Genomic DNA, 16,494 nt, shown 5'->3' on the forward strand with positions numbered 1-16,494 from the left:
CTAATGCTGGCTCAGGTATCCGACTTGAGCCAGAAAGACCGCGCCCGGCTGGACAAATACTTCGCGGCCCTGCTGAAAGACTCGAAGAACAAGGACTACCGCGACAAGGTGTACTACGAAATGGCGCGCCTGAACTACCGCGAGAAGAACTACGCCGAAGCCCTCAAGCTGCTGCAGAAGTCCATCAAGGCCACCACGACTAACCCGCTGCAGAAAAGCTACACCTACCTGCTGGCGGGCCGCATCTACTACGAAGACCTGCAGAAGTACCGCCTGGCCGCCGCGTACTATGACAGCACGGTGCAGAACCTGTCGAAGGAGGCCAAAACCTACGCCGCCATCAAGGAGCGCAGCGACATCCTGCGGGAATTTGCCAAGCAGTACACCATCATCGAAACGCAGGACAGCCTGCAGGCCCTGGCCAAGCTGAGCCCCGCCGAGCTCGACCAACGGCTCAACCTGTACGCCGATGCCGAGATAGCTGCTAACCAGAAGGAGGCCGACCGGGTAGCGGCCCTGCAAAAATCAGCGACCGGGCCACGGAGCTGGCCTCGCGCACCACCAGCAGCGGCAACACCTCGCTGCCCGGCGGTGCCCCCACCAACGACCCGCTGGCCTTTGACCCCACGGCGGCCGCCAGCGGGGGCAAATGGTATTTCGACAACCCGGCCACCCTGGGCACGGCGCGCGCTGACTTTGTGCGGAAGTGGGGCGACCGGCAGCTGCAGGACAACTGGCGCACCAGCAGCCAGGCCAGCCGCTCGCCCAACGCGCCAGCCAATGGCGGCGTGCCGATGGCCATCACAGGCAATGCCCGCGCCGGCGTGAACGCCGGACGGCTCGACACCGCCGCCGCCAAAGCCGCCGCCGACCCGGCCGCACAGAAGCAGGCTCTGATGGCGCAGTACCGGAGCAGCCTGCCTTTCTCTCCCGAACAGCTCAAGGCCTCGGATATGCAAGTGGAAGCGGCGCTGTACGAGCCTGGCCGGCATCTACAAAGAGCAGGCTCAAGGAGCGGGAGAAAGGGTTTGAAACTTACGAAAAGCAAATAACCCGCTATCCCCGCGGCGAGCACGCCCCGGATGCCTATTACCTGCTGTACCTCCACTACAAGGACAAGCCTGACGCCGCCAAGATGGCTCAATATGCGGCCGCACTGCAGCGTGAGTTCCCAACCTCCATCTACGCCAAGCTGATTGCCGACCCGCTTTACCGCGAGCACCAGGCGGCCCTGCACAATGCCGTGGCCGTCCGCGTCGACTCAGCCTTCACTCACTACAAAAACCAGCGTTTTACCAAAGCCGCGGCCGTACTGGCCCGCACCGAAAAGCAGTACCCCAAAAGTGACCTGGCCGACCGGGTAGCTTACCTGAAAACGCTGCTGATTATCCGGACGCAACCGCCGCTAACGGCGCGGACTTCGGTGGAGCGGTTCTACAAGAACTACCCCGATAGCCCACTGGCGCCGCAAGCCCAGGCCCTGGCCGAAACCTACCGCAAGCAGGGCAGCGGGCAAATAGCCGGAGCCTTGGCTTCCACCGAGAAGCCCGTCATCTCCATTTTCCGCCCCGGCGAGGTTGACAACCGGTTGCGCATTCAGTACCGCGAAAACGAAACGCCAGCCAAGGCCCTAAACCCGAATCAGCCCGCTCCTATTCCCGCTAAAGATGTGCCCAAGGATGCGACCAAACTTCCTTCCGGGGCGGCTCCCAAAACGGAAGTACTAGCGCCTAATGGCACCGCGGTACCAGCGCCGACTACCGCAACGCCTTTCCAGCCTGCTCCCAGCCCAACGGCGGCTACCCCACCTAAAGCCGCACCAACCGGCGCCGCGTCAGCCTCAGCTCCCGCGCCAGGCACCACGGCTCCGGCTACTCCCCTCCCCACTTCTCCTAGCGGTGCGGCTCCTGGCACTGCTCCTGCTCCCATAGAAGCGCCCGCCACGGCCTACACCACGTTGCTAAGCAGCCCTCATGCCGTGGTGCTGGTGTTTCCCAAAGCAGCTCCCGCCGCCGCCGACCTGCCTACGCAGTTGGGAACGTACAACAATCGGTTCTTCAAGGCCAACAACCTACAAATCGAAACCCCATCGCTCGGCGCCGACCAAAACCTGGTGGTGGTGCGGGCGTTGCCGGGCGCTAAGGTGGCCCAGAGCTACGCCACCAAGCTGCGGGGGCCGCAGTCGCCGCTGGCGCGGCTGCGCGGGGCCGGCTACCAGACGCTGGTCATCAGTATGGAAAACCTCGCCTTGCTGCAAGCCACTGGCGATTTGGCCGGATATTTGACCTTCTACCAGCGCGTTTACAAATAACTTTTTTGCGGGCCGGGAAAGGCCTAGAGCCTCCGGCCCACGCCGGAGGCTTTATTTTTACAGAATTATTCCGTTTTTGCTGATATGCCTACTTCCTCTCCGGCCCGCCGCCCCAAGCCCCTGCCTCTGAAACCAGCGCGCAAGGGGCGGTTTACGGCCTTCACGCGCACCATGTGGGTGCTCTTTGGCGCAGGCATTGTGGGCATGGGGCTGTTTGTGGCGGCCGTGAGCGGCAACTTCCTGAACCTGTTCGGGCGCATGCCCAACCTGAAAACGCTGGAAAACCCGCGCTCGGAGCCTGGCCTCCGAAATTTACTCGGCCGATGGGGTGCTACTCGGCAAATACTTTCGCGAGAACCGCACGCCCGTCGAGTTCAAAGACCTGCCACAGAACCTGATTGACGCCCTCATTGCCACCGAAGACGTGCGTTTCGAGCAGCACTCGGGCATCGACATGAAAAGCGTGTTTCGGGCGGTAGCCGGCGTGGCCACGTTCAACCGCAACGGCGGTGGCTCAACCCTTACCCAGCAGGTGGCAAAAGTGCTGTTCCGTACCCGGGCCGACCTCAACGATGGTGCGCTGAACGGCAATGGCAAGCTGGGCCTGCTCATCACCAAGGCTAAGGAATGGATTCTGGCCATTCGGCTGGAGCGCAACTACACCAAGCGCGAAATTCTGCGGATGTACCTGAACACGGTGGAATACGGCTCGAACTCCTTCGGCATCAACACCGCAGCCAAAACCTTCTTCAACAAGAAGCCCAAGGACCTGACCACGCCCGAAGCAGCCACGCTGGTAGGCATTGTGAACGCCCCGGGCCGCTTCAGCCCCGTGGTGCACCCCGACCGCTCGCGCAAGCGGCGCAACTGGGTACTGCGCCAGATGGCCAAGTCCAATTACATCACCGACGCCGAACTGGCGGCCGACACGGCCAAGCCCATTGTGCTGAAGTATTCGGTGGAGAACCCCAGCAAGGGATTGGCGCCCTATTTCCGGGCCGAGGTGGCCAAGTCGCTGCTGGCCTGGGCCCGCGAAACCGACCACGACCTGTATTCCGATGGCCTGAAAATTTATACTACCATCGATTCGCGCATGCAGACCTACGCCGAGAAGTCGGTGGCCGAGCACCTGGCGTTGCAGCAGAAGTGGTTTACCCAGCACTGGAAAGGCCAGCTGCCCTGGCGCGACGAAAACGGCAAGGTCATTCCCGACTTTCTGAACATCTCGATGCGCCGCACCCAGCGCTACAAGTCGCTGATGAACATCTACGACGGCAACCGCGACTCGGTGAACTACTACCTGCGCAAGAAGTACAAGATGCCGGTGTTTACCTGGCAGGGCGAAAAGGAAATGATGATGTCGCCGCTCGACTCGCTGGCGTACTACAAGCGCTTCCTGCGGGCCGGCTTTATGGCCATGAACCCGCTCAACGGCCAGATTAAGGCCTGGGTGGGCGGCGCCAATTACAAGTTCTTCAAGTTTGACCACGTGCGCCAGGGCAAGCGCCAGCCCGGTTCAGCCTTCAAGCCAATCGTGTATGCCGCGGCCATCGACCAGGGCTACTCGCCGTGCTTCCCGCGGCCCGACGTGGCCACCACCTTCCCCGCCGTGCGCGGCCGCGAGCCCTACACGCCCAAGAACTTCGAGGGCGGGTTCTCGGGGCGCGTGTTCACGCTGCGGCAGGCCCTGGCCCGCTCCATGAACTCCATCACCGCCTGGCTTGTGATGAAGCTCACCCCGAAACCATCGTCACGTATGCCAAGCGGCTAGGCATCACATCTGAGATTGACCCCGTGCCGGCCATCGGCTTCGGGGCATCCGACTGCAGTATCTACGAACTGTGCGGCGCCTACGGCACGTTCGTGAACAAAGGCATCTGGACGGCTCCCATCATGGTTACCCGCATTGAGGACAAGAACGGTAACGTGCTGCGCGAATTTGTGCCCCAGACCAAGGAAGTGCTCAGCGAGGAAACGGCCTACCTGATGACCTACATGCTGCAAGCCAGCACCACCGAGCCCGGCGGTACCAGCACCATCCTGCACTCAGGGTTCAAATTCCCCTATGAAATCGGCGCCAAAACCGGCACCACGTCTAACTACTCCGACGCCTGGTTTATGGGCATCACCCCCGACTTGGTGTGCGGCATGTGGATAGGCGGCGAAGACCGCAGTATTCACTTCCGCAACGGCACCTACGGGCAGGGCGCGCGGCTGGCACTGCCGCTTTACGGTCTGTTTATGCAGAAGGTGTACAAGGACAAGAGCATCGGCATCAGCACGGCGCCCTTCCCCAAGCCCGCCGCGCCGCTCAGCATCGAAATCGACTGCTCGAAATACTACGGCGGCCAGCGCGACACCATTCCCGATGCCCAGAAGCTCGACCGCCGCGACCCCGTCGACCTGAGCGACGAGGACATTTAAGCCTCAGAAACCAACATTGCCCTTTTACTTCGTGGCCGGCGACCTTTCGCCGGCCACTTTTTGTTAATTCCGGTACGCGAAATCCCGGCCATTCTTTCGGCGGCGAAATCCGTACAAACGCAGTTCAGCGGAGCTAGTCCGCGACCAAACCTGTCATTTATGGCCGCCAAAGAGCACCTACAAGCCCAGATAAGCGCCTTGCCCCACAAGCCCGGCGTGTACAAGTACTTTGACGATGAAGGCATCATCTACGTGGGCAAGGCCATCGACCTGCGCAAGCGCGTGAGCAGCTACTTCACCAAGCAGGACCACAACAAGAAAACCCAGCAGCTGGTCAGGAACATCAAACGCATCGAATTCACGATTGTCGATTCGGAGTCTGATGCCTTTCTGCTCGAGAACAACCTCATCAAGCAGCACCAGCCCAAGTACAACATCCTGCTCAAGGACGGCAAAACCTATCCCTACCTCTGCCTAACCAACGAGCGGTTTCCGCGCCTCATTCCTACCCGCAACAAGATTAACGATGGCTCGCGCTACTACGGCCCCTACGCCAACGGCACGGCCCTGAACGTGCTGCTGGAGCTCATCCGGGCCCTGTACCCGTTGCGCACCTGCAACTTCAACCTGAGCCCGCAAAACGTGGCTGTCGGCAAGTTTAAGGTGTGCCTGGAGTATCACCTCGGCAACTGCAAAGGGCCCTGCGAAAACCACGAGGACGAAGCCCGTTACAACGGCTACATCCAGCAAATCCGCAACATCTTCAACGGCGACCTGCGCGTGCCCAAGCAGTACTTCCGGGAGCAGATGACGGCCGCGGCCCAGGACATGCAGTACGAGTTGGCGCACCAGTTCAAGGTTAAGCTCGACAAGATTGAGGCTTTCCAGGTGAAGAGCACCATTGTCTCGGCCACGCTCACCAACATCGACGTTTTTGCCATTGCCAGCAATGAGAAGTCGGCCTTTATCACTTATCTCAAGGTGATGAACGGGTCCATCATCCTGACCCAATCGCTGGAAGTGCAGAAGAAGCTGGACGAGGAAGACGCCGAAATCCTGGCCCCGCTGGTGATGCAGATGCGCCAGGAATTCGAAAGCGAATCGCGCGAAATCCTCACCAACGTAGCAATTGAGCTACCGCTGCCCGGCGTAACCGTTTCGGTTCCGCAAATCGGCGACAAGCGCAAGCTAATTGAGCTGGCCCTAAAAAACGTGCTCTACGCCCGCAAGGAGAAGGAGAGCATGAACGACCGCAGCAAGGACGTAAACGAGGTGCGCATCATGGAAACCATCAAGAAGGACCTGCGCCTCACCGAGCTGCCTAAGCACATCGAGTGTTTCGACAACTCCAACTTCCAGGGCGACAACCCGGTGGCGGCCATGGTGTGCTTCCGCAACGCCAAGCCCAGCAAGAAAGACTACCGCCACTACCACATCAAAACCGTAATCGGGCCCAACGACTTCGACTCCATGTACGAAGTGGTGTCGCGGCGCTACCGCCGCCTGGTAGACGAAGGCGCCAGCCTGCCGCAGGCTCGTCATCGTCGACGGTGGCAAAGGCCAGCCAGCATGGCCGTCAAGGCCCTGAAGGACCTCAACCTCTGGGGGCAGATGGCCGTCATCGGCATCGCCAAGCGGCTGGAGGAAATCTACGTGCCCAACGACCCACTGCCCCTCTACATCGACAAGAAGAGCGAGTCCCTGCGCCTTTTCCAGCGCATGCGCGACGAAGTACACCGCTTCGGCATCACCTTCCACCGCTCCCGGCGCGACGCCGCCACACTCAAAACTGAGCTGACTGATGTGAAGGGACTCGGCCCCATCACGGCCGATAAGCTGCTCAATAAATTCAAGTCGGTGAAGAAAATTCGCGAGCTGACCGAGGCGGAGCTGATTGCGGAAGTAGGCAAGGCCAAGACCAAAGTCCTGCAAAGCTATTTCGCCGAAAATGACGCGCCCGCCCCTCCCCCGCCCCGCCAGTAATTAAGGAGTCAGCAACAACCACCCCAAAAAGAAAAAGGCCCCTGCATCACTGCAGGGGCCTTTTAGCTCAACTTTAAAAATCGTCTACAAAATCCGTGAAATCCGCTTAAATCCGAGCCAATCCGTGGTCTAGAAGCTCCACAGGTTGTACTCGTACTCAATCAGGTCAGCAGAGGTCTGTGCAGCAGCCAGGATGCCTTGTTGCGCGCCACCGTAGATGTCGTCCAAGCGGCTGTCGCCAGCGTTCGACACCTTAGTGATGTAGGAGTTAAACAACCACAGCTCAAATGCGTCGGCCAGGTTCTTGTGCTGAGCATCGTTCTCGGCGTTGAACCAGATGGCGTTCTCAGGATTGGCGCGAAACACCTTTACCAGGTCGCTGTACTTGAACGTGCCAATGGGCTTCTCGATGCCCGAAGTGTTCGAAGGCAAAGTAGACGGAACGAACAAAGTGATGGACTTAATGTCGTGATACATTCTCGACCGCTTCTTGTCGAAAATCATATCCTCTTTAATCTCCATCTCATACAGGTCCTTGTAGCGGTACTCGTTGCCGAGGGAGCAGCTGCAGGAGTGGGAGCAGCAGCGACCATAATGGTCTTGCCTTTCTTGTCCTTCATCGGCTTGCCGGCAGCGTCCAGCTTTGCCACCTTCTTAACAGGAGCAGTGGTTTTCTTAGCCGGGGCGCCCCAGTCGTCGCCGCCACCAGCCAGGTCTTTCTCGCTGAAACCAGCGGCTTTTTCTTCGTCGCTCAGCTTAAAGCCCTCGTCAACAAACGACATGTTGCCGGTTACTTCCTGGGGGTTAAAGGTAGAAGTCAGCGAGTCAGATTTATAAGCCTGCAGTTCGCCGCGCTTCACAGCTTCGAGGATGATGCGGCTGATTTCCTTGCCTTCAGAGAACATGGGTTTGTTCTGCTTCTCGCGCAGGTCCACCTGGCGCCAGATGCTCTTGCGGAACATTTGGTCGGAAGGCGGAATCGGCCGGTGCGAACCCGTGCTGGTCGCCGTAGTGGCCTGCTCCTGGGCTGCAGCCGTCAACGAGAGCGTCAGGCCCGCCGCAATAGCGGCCAAAGTGTGAATGGATTTCATATCGGGCAAAAGCAAATTGACTTTAAGATAGTTCGCTAACGTGGCCAGGGCCGTAATTATTACAACAGGGGCACGTTGAACTGCTTGGACACGTTGACGGACTCCACGTTGCCCTGGAAGTTCAGACGCTGAACGCCTTTTACCTCAATGTAGAGGCGGTCGCCTTCGCGGTACGAGTTCACCACATCGCTCAGGTTAGCCTCGGGGCCGTTGATGGTGCGCGTCTGCATGGCAGGGCGACGGCCACGAACCAGCGTCACCTCGTAGCTCGACACGCGGTAACGAGCGTCGTCGGGCAGGAAGGTAGCAAAGCCGGCATCCGGGATAGCACGCAGCGTCATCGAACGCACAGCCGTACCGGGGGTACCCTGCTTTTCGTTTACCTGACGGCCACCAACGAAGCACTCAATCGTGGGCTTGGGAATCGGGCGTACCTGGAACGTCTGCGAGCCGATGGCATTGCCACCGCTGCTCACGTTCAAGGTCACCTCTTTCGAGTTGGGCACCAGCGTTACATCGCCGGTCTTAGCACCTGCCAATACAGCAGCGCCCGATGCCGAGAAGCTCGGCTTGTACTGAGCACCCAAAGCGGGCACCGATACGTTCAGCTTGTTGCCGCACTTCAAGTACAGGGCCTGTACCGAAGCCGACTGGATTTGCATCACCGGCTTGGTGATGGTGTAAGGCACCTTCACGGTGAACGTGGTATCGCGGCCGTTCTGATTGAAGCGGATGGTACCGGTCCAGGATGCTTTGGCGCTGCCGGAAGCATCGAAGTTGCCGGGACGAGCCGTGAACTCCACCTTGCCTTTGCCATCGGGACCTACGGGCAGCGGGCTACCGTTCAGAGTCATGCGGGGGCTGATGCTCGAGGCCGAAGCCGTCAGGAACAATTCGGCTTTGTACTTGGTACCGGCGGCTACCGTGTTCGACTCTGCGCTGGCGAAAGCGCCAATTTTGTCAAATACGATGGTTTTGGCACCTACTTTCTCGGCCTGCTTTTGAAGGGCTTCAGCTTCCAGCTTCAGAATCTCGGTTTCCTTTTGCGAGATGGTCGCCAGGGCGGCTACCACCGGAGTGTTCTCAAAGTTGAGCTCTGCGAAGTTTTTCGTCTTCTGGCCCTTTTCGGTAACGCGGGTATCTTCTTTGGCATCAAGCGCCAGCGGAGAGGCCGAAGGTACAAACTGCTTCATGTACTCGGCGTACTCATTCAGCTTGGGCTTCATGGACGTGTACGCGATGCCGTTCTTTTTGCCGCCGAGCATGGTCATGGCGACTTTGTCTTCGCCGCTCATGTTCTTCACTTCGCCACCGGTGTTCTCAGTAGCTTTCAACAGCTGCTCACGAACGTCGCGTAGGTAGGCGACCATGTCTTTGGTTTTCTGGCGAATTTCTTCGCTTTGCTTCAACACGGCCTGGTCACGGGCTTGGTTCTGGTTTTTCACCACGGCCGCCTGAATGCCTTTTACGGTACCGTCGGCAGCCACCGAAGTCTTGTCATTGACGCTCAGCAAGCTGTCGTCGATGAACTTGAACTTCAGCAGAATCGCTGAGTTTACTTGGAGCGCCAGAAGAGCCGTTAGCACGAGGTACATCATGCCAATCATCTTCTGCCGCGGGGTTTCTTTTCCGCCTGCCATTATATGTTTCCTCTATAAGTAGATGAAGAACTAGTTTGCCGCCTAAGACTTAGGCTTGGGCCGGAGCCCGCATGGCATTCAGCATGTTGCCGTACACACGGTTCAGCGAGGTCAGGTTGCCCGTGAGGTCGGCTACCTGCTTCTGGAACTGCTCGGTGTCTTTGCCGGCCTGGGTCATGTTGTCCATGGCCTTGCTGAGCGTACCGTAGAACTGGTTCATGGACTTGAGGTGCGTGTTGGCATCCTGCAGCTCCATTTCATAAACAGCATTCAAAGCGCCCAAGTTCTTGGTCACATTCTGAACCTGCATGTGGTATTCTTTGGCATCGGAAGTAGCATTCGACATGGCCGAAATAGCTTCTACTGTGTTGCCGTAAGCGACGTTGATTTTGTCCAGCGAATCGGCAGCCGAACGCACCTTCTTGGTGTACTCGTCGGTCACGTTGGTAGCCTCGCCCAGCTGCGACAGCTGCGACGTGGTGGTGCTGAGGCGGTTCAGGCCCTGGCCCAGGCTGGTGAGCGCCTCGGGGGTAACGTTGGCGTTCTTCAGCATGTCGTCCAGCTTCATGGTCAACCCTTTAGCAGAGTTGTCAGTTGCGAAGCTGCTGTTGCCCGTCGAAGGGTCATAGCCTTCGCTTAGCTCCGGGTAAACAAGCGACCAGTCGTGCTCTTTGTGCTGGGGCTGGAAGGCGCTGAGGGCGAAAATCAGGGCTTCGGTGCCCAGACCCACAATCAGCATGGTGTCAGCACCGTCCCAGTGCTCAATCTTAAACAATGCACCGATAATTACAACAGCCGCGCCCAGGCCGTAGATTTTGGGCATCAATGTATCGTAGAGAAAACTTCCTTTAGCTGCCATGAGAATTTAACTTTGAAAGGGGATTGAAGAAGGTGTTGAAACGGGTAGGGTGTTAAATATGGCGTCAGCCTTTTTGAGTCTTAGTTGAGGGAGTTGTTGGAGCCCATGCCAATCTGAATCATAGAGCAGCGGAAGCCGATGTAAGAGCGAGCCGAGTCCTGGTATTCGAAGTTGCGGGTACCCGTTTCGAGGAAGTAAGCAATGTCTTTCCACGAGCCGCCACGTACTACTTTGCGGGGCTCGTTGTCGTCCGGGTTGGTGGGGTTCAAGTCCCATACCACCGGCACCGAAGCCTCCATGTAAGCATCATCACACCACTCCGACACGTTGCCGGCCATATCATAAAGGCCAAAATCGTTGGGGAAGAACGAGCCTACCTCCGAGGTGTAAGCAAAGCCATCGGAAGCATAGTCGCCACGGCCCGGCTTAAAGTTGGCTAGCATGCAGCCCTTGCTATTGCGCAGGTAAGGACCACCCCAAGGGTAGGTAGCCAAATCGCGGCCACCGCGAGCGGCGTATTCCCACTCCGCTTCGGAAGGAAGACGGAAGTTGGGGTCGTTGGCATAACCAGTTTCCTCACGCGCGGCGTTCCGGAACTTAGTGCGCCAGTTGCAGAAATATTTAGCAGCAAACCAATCTACGCCCACTACAGGGTATTCGTCGAAGGCGGGGTGCGTATAGTAATACTCCAGCAGCGGGTCGCCCATGTGATAGGTGAAGTCGCGTACCCAAACCGTCGTGTCGGGGTAGAGCTCCGTCATCACGTACTCTTCGCCCAAGACGTCCAGCGAGTCCTGCTTGATAGCATCCATGAACTGGCGGTATTCGTTGTTGGTAATCTCCGTCTCGTCCATGTAGAAGCCGGCGATAGTCACCTGCTTGTTCATGTTCACCATAGAAGCCGAGATATCCTGGTCCGTCTGGCCCATGTGAAAAGTGCCACCGGGGCACGGCACCATGCCGAAGGGCACTTCCTGAGGGTTGAAGATAGGACGGTCATCCGAACCAATCAGTTCACCCTGAGGACCTTTTCCAAAGCCACACCCACCCAGTAATGCTCCGGAGATAGCGAAAAGGGATACTGCTAGAAGCTTGTTCATGAGAGTTTAAAATTCTGTTTTAATTGCCAATACCGCTAAAGTACATTTGGATGGGCTGGCAAATCTACACTTTTTTCGGATGCTGTGCAATACTTTACAATTTCTGCACGCGCTCAAATCAGGGGGAAACACGCTGAATGGCGCAAATAACTCGGTTAATCCGTTTTGTGGCTCAATATGGCCGACTAGAATTTATCCTAACTTATAATAATAATCGAGCTTTGCAGAAATGCTGATAAAATAGGAAGATTAGAAGCTGTAGCGAGGTGTGCGGATGGCCGGGCGGGTAATCAGCCCGGGCTTGGGCAAACGGTAGGAAAGCATAATTTCGTGTGAGCTCAGTGCTCGGGCATCTTGATTGAAGGCAATGAAGTCGAACGCATACCCAACGCGCATGGCGTTGTCCTTAGCAAAGCTCAAGCCAAGAAGGCCCGAAACAGATTCTTCGTGACGGTAGTTCGCTCCTATCCAATACTTATCGTCGATAGTGGCCCGAACACCGCCTTCAAAAGAGTAGTTTTTGCTATCAAATTTGCTGCTGCTCGAAAAATCGCCAGGTAAAACCGCTTTAATCAATGCCATGGGCGTTACGACAACGGAAGAAGTCGCTTCAATATTGTAGCCCGCGGTAAAATAGGCGTGGTTCTCGGCCAGGTACTTGCTCACCGTGCCCTTGGTACCCGCGCTCTTGAACGAGTACTCGGAGCGCGCCAGGTTGTTTAGGCTCAGGCCGGCATAGAATTTTGGTGATTCGTACCATACCCCGGCGCCCGCATCAAATTTGCTGTCGGAGGCGTCTTTGGGCACGTTCACGTCTTCCGGGTCGATGGCATTGTAAGTGCCTTTGCTCAGGTAGGTGTAGATGCCCTGAACCCCCAGGCCCAGCGTGCCCGAACCGAGTTTGATGTGCTGCGAATAGGAAAGGGCGGCGTTGGTCATTTTCGACTGGCCTACCTGGTCGTAGTACACGGCCAGGCCCACGCCGCCCTTGAGGGCGAGCACGGGCAGCGAAGCCGTAATCAGGCCGGTGCGCGGCGAGCCGCCGCCGTCGAAGGTGCCGTTGTAGTTCAGGTACTGGTAGCGTCCAATCAGACTCACCTCGCCCTGGCCCTTGATGCCGGCGTATGCGGGGTTTAAGTACATCCCGTTGAGCCCGTAATGAGTAAACTGGGGCTGCTGCTGAGCAAGCACAGTACTAGCTGCAGCAGTGAGCAGCAGAGTCGCGAGTAACGTTACTTTCATTTGAAGCAGAGCGGCCGGGAGTGGAAGCGGAAGGGGGACCAAGAGGCTACGGTAGGAATAGCTTCCAAATGTAAGTCAAAAACAGTCTCCGAAAAATTCCACCAAAAAAACCGGCGCAACGGTAGGTTACGCCGGTTCCCAGTTGTTTAAGTTGCTTAGGAGCTTGGGTTCGCGTTCCTGGAACCGGCCTTCCCTACTTCCGTCAGCGAGTGCCGCCGAATGTAGGCCTCGATGGCCCCCGTCATGGAAGGCGCGTTGGGGTGGGGCGCCTCGATGTCGAGGATGAGCCCGGCGTCAATAACCGCCTTGGCCGTGGTGGGCCCAAAAGCAGCGATGCGCGTGCCGTCCTGCACAAAGTCCGGAAAGTTGATGAAAAGCGAGTGATGCCCGAGGGGCTGAAAAACGCAATGCAGTCGTACTTCACATCCGACAGGTCAGACAGGTCGCTGGCCACGGTGCGGTAAATCACCGCCTCCGAAAACTTAAGGTTGTTGGCCCGCATGAATACCGGCAGGTCGTCCTTGCGAATATCCGAGCACGGGTACAAGAAATTCTCGCCTTTGTGCTTTTTGATGACTTCAAACAAGTCGGCCGCCGTGCGCTGGCCCACAAACAGCTTGCGCTTGCGCAGCACGATGTACTTCTGGAGGTAGTTAGCCGTCTGCTCGGAAATGCAGAAGTACTTCATCTCCGCCGGCATCTCCAGCTTGGCTTCCTGGCAAATGCGAAAAAAGTGGTCCACGGCGTTCCGGCTGGTGAAAATCACAGCTGTGAACTCCGTTATATTGATTTTTTCGCGCCTAAAATCCTTATAGGATACGGGCTGCACGTCGATGAATTCCCGGAAATCGACCTGAATGCCGTATTTCTCGGCAATGGCGAAGTAGGGGGATACGTCGTTGGTGGGCTTGGGCTGGGTAACCAGGATACTACTGATGCGCTTGGCATGCCGGCCTGTGCCCGGCTTCTCTGCACTCTCGGCCATACAGGAAATAAAAGGGTAATGCTAGGACAATAAGAGGAGGAAAAAGGGGCTATTACAGACGAAACGGCGAAAGCCAATCAGTACGTAAAAACGATTAGTTTAAGTAAAACCAGTAAAGGCAGTACTTCAGTGGCGCAAAGGTATGCAAACAAATGTAGATTAAGCAGGGAAGTATGCCGGTGCAAGGTGTGGGCTACCCGCAGGACGGTGCCGATAAGCACAATGCCGATAACCGAACTCGCTGCCCACGCCACAGTAAGCGGGTAACTACTGTTGAGGCTAAGATAAAGCAACAAAACCAGCGGCAGGAACAAACCCGCGAGGAGCGTAGTGCGCAAGAACTCGCGGTACTGCAGGTCCACCATCGGCTGCAGACCGAAGATGTAGGCCAGCAGGTTTACATATAAGTACTTGCTGAAGACGAAGGTGGTGATGATGGCCGTGTACAAAAGCACGCGCGCCACGATGGCGGTTTCGGGTACGTTGAAGAAACGGCGCAGCAGCGGCAGGTTCTGCAAATCGGTGTGAATGGCCGTGAGCAGTAGCGAAAACGACAAGGCAAAAAGAAACACCAGCAGCAGGTTGAGCAGCGAAAACGCGGGCTTGACCAAAAAGCCTGCTGGTCGCTGCCATTGCCGAACAGCTCCTCCAACTGGAAAATGCGCGCCAGGCCCGGCTGGTACGTGGAGCGCACGGCGCCATACGAAAGGCCCAGCACCAGCAAAAAGCCCAGATACACGTTCTGGCCCTGGGGGCCGGGCAGCCGTGGCTGCGCTTGCCCGGCCTGGGCGGTGGGCTGGCCCGGCACAGCCGCACTGCCGGTGCCTGCGCCCGAGAAGGAAGCCAGCGCCGGCCAGCCGTCGGGCTGCCACACGGCCAGCAGATGCCGGCCGGGCTCTAGTTGAGCCGGCAGCAGGTGCGCCAGGTCCAACGAATAAGCCGTAGCTTTTTCAGCGGTGAAAATGAGCTGATTGTCCAGAAACAGGCTAAGGCCGGGCTGCGCCGCGAAGGACAGGGGGAACGGCTCGTTGCGGCGTATCTGCACCCATTGGTAGTACACGTGACTCGGCTGGTGGTAGCCGGGCAGGTAGAAGATGAGGCGGTTGCGGGCCGCGTCGTGGATAAGCCAATCGGCCGACAGGGACGTGGGCGAAGCCGGCGGCAGCTGCCGGTACTCGCTGGCCCGGGCGGGGTGCCACACGGCCCACATTACCAGCGCGAGGCTCCAGGGGAGCAACCACGACTTACGCAACGGGGCCTTGGGTAGCATGCTGGTTAATTGGCGCTTTCGGCAGCCATGAGCTGGCGGCGGGAAATCCGGCTTTGGTATACCCCAAAGAAGACACTGAGCAAGGCCGAGAAGCCGGCCAGCGCCGCGATGAGCAAGGTATTGCCAATGGCGGCAAACCGAATAACGAACAGAATGACGATGATATTGAGCAAGCCCAGCAGCAAAACCGTGCTGATTTGCTGGAAGCCCATGGCCAGGATGCGGTGGTGAATGTGGTTTTTGTCGGGCGAAAAGGGCGAGCGGCCGGCCAGCATCCGCAGCGAGAACACGCGCAGCGTGTCGAACAGAGGCACAAACAAAATGCCTACTGCCACCGATGGCGAAGATGAACCGAACGGCTGGCCCACGCGCAGTCCCATCTCAATGAACTGAATTGCCAGCACCGAGACAATAAAGCCGCACACCAGCGAGCCGGTGTCGCCCATGAAGATGGGTGCCCGGTGGAAGTTATAGCGCAGGAAACCCAGCAGCCCACCGATAAGGCAAACGGCCACGAATGCGTAGTTGCCGAAGCTGGCGCCCCCGTACGCGTAGAAGTAGTACCCAAAAGTGCTGCAGATAATCAGCACGATGGTGCCGGCCAGGCCGTCGAGGCCGTCGATGAGGTTGATGGCATTGGTGATACCCACGATGACGCCCAGCGTAAACGCGTAGCTAACGCCCACCGGCAGCGTGCCGATGCCCAGAATGCCCTGAAAGCTGGTGATGCGCACGTCGGCCATTACCATCACAATGCCCGTGGCCAGCAGGCGGCCCACAAACTTCTTGGATACCGACATGCCCACCAGGTCGTCTTTCAGCCCCACGAAGAACAGGATGATGCAGCCGGCCAGCAGCTCTTTGGCCCCGTTCTCGAGCGGGCCAAAAATGGTGAGGGCCGACATGAAGCCGGCAAACACCGCTACGCCCCCAGGCGGGGCGTGAGCGACTGGTGCACGGTGCGCCCGTTGGGCGTATCGAGCATGTTTTTGAGGTGCGCGATGTAGATAATGGACGGGACGGCGAACAGCGACACCAAAAAGGCCCACATCCAGGACAAGCCTAAAGGAATATCGAAATGACTCATAAATAATACGTTACGAAATTAAGCAGGGTAGAGCCACGGGGAGAGCCACGTTGCGGGAGAAGCAACTGGTTGAGCCATTAGCTGTGCAGTACGCCGACCCCCTCGAGCAGGGCAATGTGGGTAAAGTTGTCAGGCACGATGGAATCGGGCACGAAAATGAATTTCTTATCAAAAATCTTAGCGCCCCGGTAGTAGCTCACCCAGTACTGGTTGTTGAGGTGAAACAGGGCCGGGTCGATGGGTTCGATGGGCACGGCCGTGCGGGGCGGCACCTCCTCGAATAAGTAGCGCAGAGTGGAGGTGCGCACGCTTTCTCCGTCCTGCTTGAGGCCGTAGCCGTAAGCATTTACAATGACGTTCTCGAGCGGGAAGGCATTGTGGTTGAGTAAGAACACTTGCCAGGTGGTTTCGTCGGCGGGCATTGAGCCATTGTCGGAAGGCATGATGGCCACCGAAACGCCTTCTACCGGGTCGAAAGAGATGTCTTGTTTCACAGCTTATG

Annotated in this window: 17 protein-coding genes and 1 pseudogene; 7 read left to right on the plus strand and 11 right to left on the minus strand. The window is 57.8% G+C overall.

Annotation, left to right across the window (positions count from 1 at the left end):
- Positions 1 to 3: 3 nt before the first annotated feature.
- The 7 genes from ACFQT0_RS02790 to uvrC all read left to right on the plus strand — a co-directional run bounded on the left by ACFQT0_RS02790 (position 4) and on the right by uvrC (position 6,718).
- Complete coding sequence (locus ACFQT0_RS02790) at positions 4 to 828, plus strand: tetratricopeptide repeat protein (RefSeq protein WP_380200203.1); 825 nt, start codon at positions 4 to 6, stop codon at positions 826 to 828.
- Positions 795 to 1,052 (plus strand): hypothetical protein, encoded by a 258-nt coding sequence (locus tag ACFQT0_RS02795; protein ID WP_380200205.1) that lies wholly within the window; start codon positions 795 to 797, stop codon positions 1,050 to 1,052. The genes ACFQT0_RS02790 and ACFQT0_RS02795 overlap by 34 nt, the downstream gene beginning before the upstream one ends.
- A gap of 83 nt (positions 1,053 to 1,135) precedes the next feature.
- Positions 1,136 to 2,311, plus strand: coding sequence for a hypothetical protein (locus tag ACFQT0_RS02800; RefSeq protein WP_380200207.1), 1,176 nt, complete (start codon positions 1,136 to 1,138; stop codon positions 2,309 to 2,311).
- Positions 2,312 to 2,395: 84 nt separating this feature from the next.
- Positions 2,396 to 2,713 carry a hypothetical protein gene (locus ACFQT0_RS02805; RefSeq protein ID WP_380200209.1) on the plus strand — a complete coding sequence of 106 codons (318 nt, stop codon included), beginning with the start codon at positions 2,396 to 2,398 and terminating at the stop codon, positions 2,711 to 2,713.
- Positions 2,640 to 4,082, plus strand: a complete 1,443-nt coding sequence (locus ACFQT0_RS02810; RefSeq protein ID WP_380200211.1) for a transglycosylase domain-containing protein — start codon at positions 2,640 to 2,642, stop codon at positions 4,080 to 4,082. Before ACFQT0_RS02805 ends, ACFQT0_RS02810 begins: the two co-directional genes overlap by 74 nt.
- Before the next feature lie 23 nt (positions 4,083 to 4,105).
- Positions 4,106 to 4,735: a penicillin-binding transpeptidase domain-containing protein gene (locus tag ACFQT0_RS02815; protein WP_380200213.1), complete on the plus strand. Its 630-nt coding sequence runs from the start codon at positions 4,106 to 4,108 to the stop codon at positions 4,733 to 4,735.
- A 159-nt stretch (positions 4,736 to 4,894) separates the two neighbouring features.
- Positions 4,895 to 6,718 (plus strand): excinuclease ABC subunit UvrC, encoded by a 1,824-nt coding sequence (gene uvrC, locus ACFQT0_RS02820; RefSeq protein ID WP_380200215.1) that lies wholly within the window; start codon positions 4,895 to 4,897, stop codon positions 6,716 to 6,718.
- Between the two features lie 129 nt (positions 6,719 to 6,847).
- Here the strand turns inward: uvrC and porN are convergent, their stop codons facing one another.
- The 11 genes and pseudogenes from porN to ACFQT0_RS02875 form a co-directional block, all read right to left on the minus strand.
- Positions 6,848 to 7,240, minus strand: coding sequence for a type IX secretion system ring subunit PorN/GldN (gene porN, locus ACFQT0_RS02825; protein ID WP_380200217.1), 393 nt, complete (start codon positions 7,238 to 7,240; stop codon positions 6,848 to 6,850).
- The gene (locus ACFQT0_RS02830) at positions 7,219 to 7,809 is read right to left on the minus strand and encodes a hypothetical protein (RefSeq protein WP_380200219.1); all 591 of its coding nucleotides are present in this window, start codon (positions 7,807 to 7,809) and stop codon (positions 7,219 to 7,221) included. The genes porN and ACFQT0_RS02830 overlap by 22 nt, the downstream gene beginning before the upstream one ends.
- 59 nt (positions 7,810 to 7,868) lie before the next feature.
- The gene (porM, locus tag ACFQT0_RS02835; RefSeq protein ID WP_380200221.1) at positions 7,869 to 9,449 is read right to left on the minus strand and encodes a type IX secretion system motor protein PorM/GldM; all 1,581 of its coding nucleotides are present in this window, start codon (positions 9,447 to 9,449) and stop codon (positions 7,869 to 7,871) included.
- 49 nt (positions 9,450 to 9,498) lie between these two features.
- Entirely contained in the window at positions 9,499 to 10,272 is a 774-nt protein-coding gene (gene porL, locus ACFQT0_RS02840) for a type IX secretion system motor protein PorL/GldL (protein ID WP_380200223.1), read from the minus strand.
- A gap of 116 nt (positions 10,273 to 10,388) precedes the next feature.
- Positions 10,389 to 11,408, minus strand: a complete 1,020-nt coding sequence (gene porK / locus ACFQT0_RS02845) for a T9SS ring complex lipoprotein PorK/GldK (protein WP_380200225.1) — start codon at positions 11,406 to 11,408, stop codon at positions 10,389 to 10,391.
- A gap of 249 nt (positions 11,409 to 11,657) precedes the next feature.
- Positions 11,658 to 12,650, minus strand: coding sequence for a PorP/SprF family type IX secretion system membrane protein (locus ACFQT0_RS02850; protein WP_380200227.1), 993 nt, complete (start codon positions 12,648 to 12,650; stop codon positions 11,658 to 11,660).
- A gap of 155 nt (positions 12,651 to 12,805) precedes the next feature.
- Positions 12,806 to 13,635, minus strand: a pseudogene (locus tag ACFQT0_RS02855) (uroporphyrinogen-III synthase).
- A 77-nt stretch (positions 13,636 to 13,712) separates the two neighbouring features.
- Positions 13,713 to 14,507, minus strand: coding sequence for a DUF4271 domain-containing protein (locus ACFQT0_RS02860; RefSeq protein WP_380200229.1), 795 nt, complete (start codon positions 14,505 to 14,507; stop codon positions 13,713 to 13,715).
- A gap of 403 nt (positions 14,508 to 14,910) precedes the next feature.
- Positions 14,911 to 15,825: an MraY family glycosyltransferase gene (locus ACFQT0_RS02865; protein ID WP_380200231.1), complete on the minus strand. Its 915-nt coding sequence runs from the start codon at positions 15,823 to 15,825 to the stop codon at positions 14,911 to 14,913.
- 2 nt (positions 15,826 to 15,827) lie between these two features.
- A complete protein-coding gene (locus ACFQT0_RS02870) occupies positions 15,828 to 15,956 on the minus strand; it encodes a hypothetical protein (protein WP_380200233.1) in 129 nt (42 codons plus the stop codon).
- Between the two features lie 113 nt (positions 15,957 to 16,069).
- Positions 16,070 to 16,486: a hypothetical protein gene (locus ACFQT0_RS02875; RefSeq protein ID WP_380200235.1), complete on the minus strand. Its 417-nt coding sequence runs from the start codon at positions 16,484 to 16,486 to the stop codon at positions 16,070 to 16,072.
- Between the last annotated feature and the right edge of the window lie 8 nt (positions 16,487 to 16,494).

Origin of the sequence: Hymenobacter humi (assembly GCF_042665855.1) — a bacterium.
GTDB classification, from domain to species: domain Bacteria; phylum Bacteroidota; class Bacteroidia; order Cytophagales; family Hymenobacteraceae; genus Hymenobacter; species Hymenobacter humi.

What these genes read in the sequence shown, in the direction of transcription:
- ACFQT0_RS02790 (WP_380200203.1), top strand. Translation starts at nt 4, where the DNA reads ATGCTGGCTCAGGTATCCGACTTGAGCCAGAAAGACCGCGCCCGGCTG.
- ACFQT0_RS02795 (WP_380200205.1), top strand. Translation starts at nt 795, where the DNA reads ATGGCCATCACAGGCAATGCCCGCGCCGGCGTGAACGCCGGACGGCTC.
- ACFQT0_RS02800 (WP_380200207.1), top strand. Translation starts at nt 1,136, where the DNA reads ATGGCTCAATATGCGGCCGCACTGCAGCGTGAGTTCCCAACCTCCATC.
- ACFQT0_RS02805 (WP_380200209.1), top strand. Translation starts at nt 2,396, where the DNA reads ATGCCTACTTCCTCTCCGGCCCGCCGCCCCAAGCCCCTGCCTCTGAAA.
- uvrC (WP_380200215.1), top strand. Translation starts at nt 4,895, where the DNA reads ATGGCCGCCAAAGAGCACCTACAAGCCCAGATAAGCGCCTTGCCCCAC.
- porN (WP_380200217.1), bottom strand. Translation starts at nt 7,240, where the DNA reads ATGGAGATTAAAGAGGATATGATTTTCGACAAGAAGCGGTCGAGAATG.
- ACFQT0_RS02830 (WP_380200219.1), bottom strand. Translation starts at nt 7,809, where the DNA reads ATGAAATCCATTCACACTTTGGCCGCTATTGCGGCGGGCCTGACGCTC.
- porM (WP_380200221.1), bottom strand. Translation starts at nt 9,449, where the DNA reads ATGGCAGGCGGAAAAGAAACCCCGCGGCAGAAGATGATTGGCATGATG.
- porL (WP_380200223.1), bottom strand. Translation starts at nt 10,272, where the DNA reads ATGCCCAAAATCTACGGCCTGGGCGCGGCTGTTGTAATTATCGGTGCA.
- porK (WP_380200225.1), bottom strand. Translation starts at nt 11,408, where the DNA reads ATGAACAAGCTTCTAGCAGTATCCCTTTTCGCTATCTCCGGAGCATTA.
- ACFQT0_RS02850 (WP_380200227.1), bottom strand. Translation starts at nt 12,650, where the DNA reads ATGAAAGTAACGTTACTCGCGACTCTGCTGCTCACTGCTGCAGCTAGT.
- ACFQT0_RS02870 (WP_380200233.1), bottom strand. Translation starts at nt 15,956, where the DNA reads ATGTGGGCCTTTTTGGTGTCGCTGTTCGCCGTCCCGTCCATTATCTAC.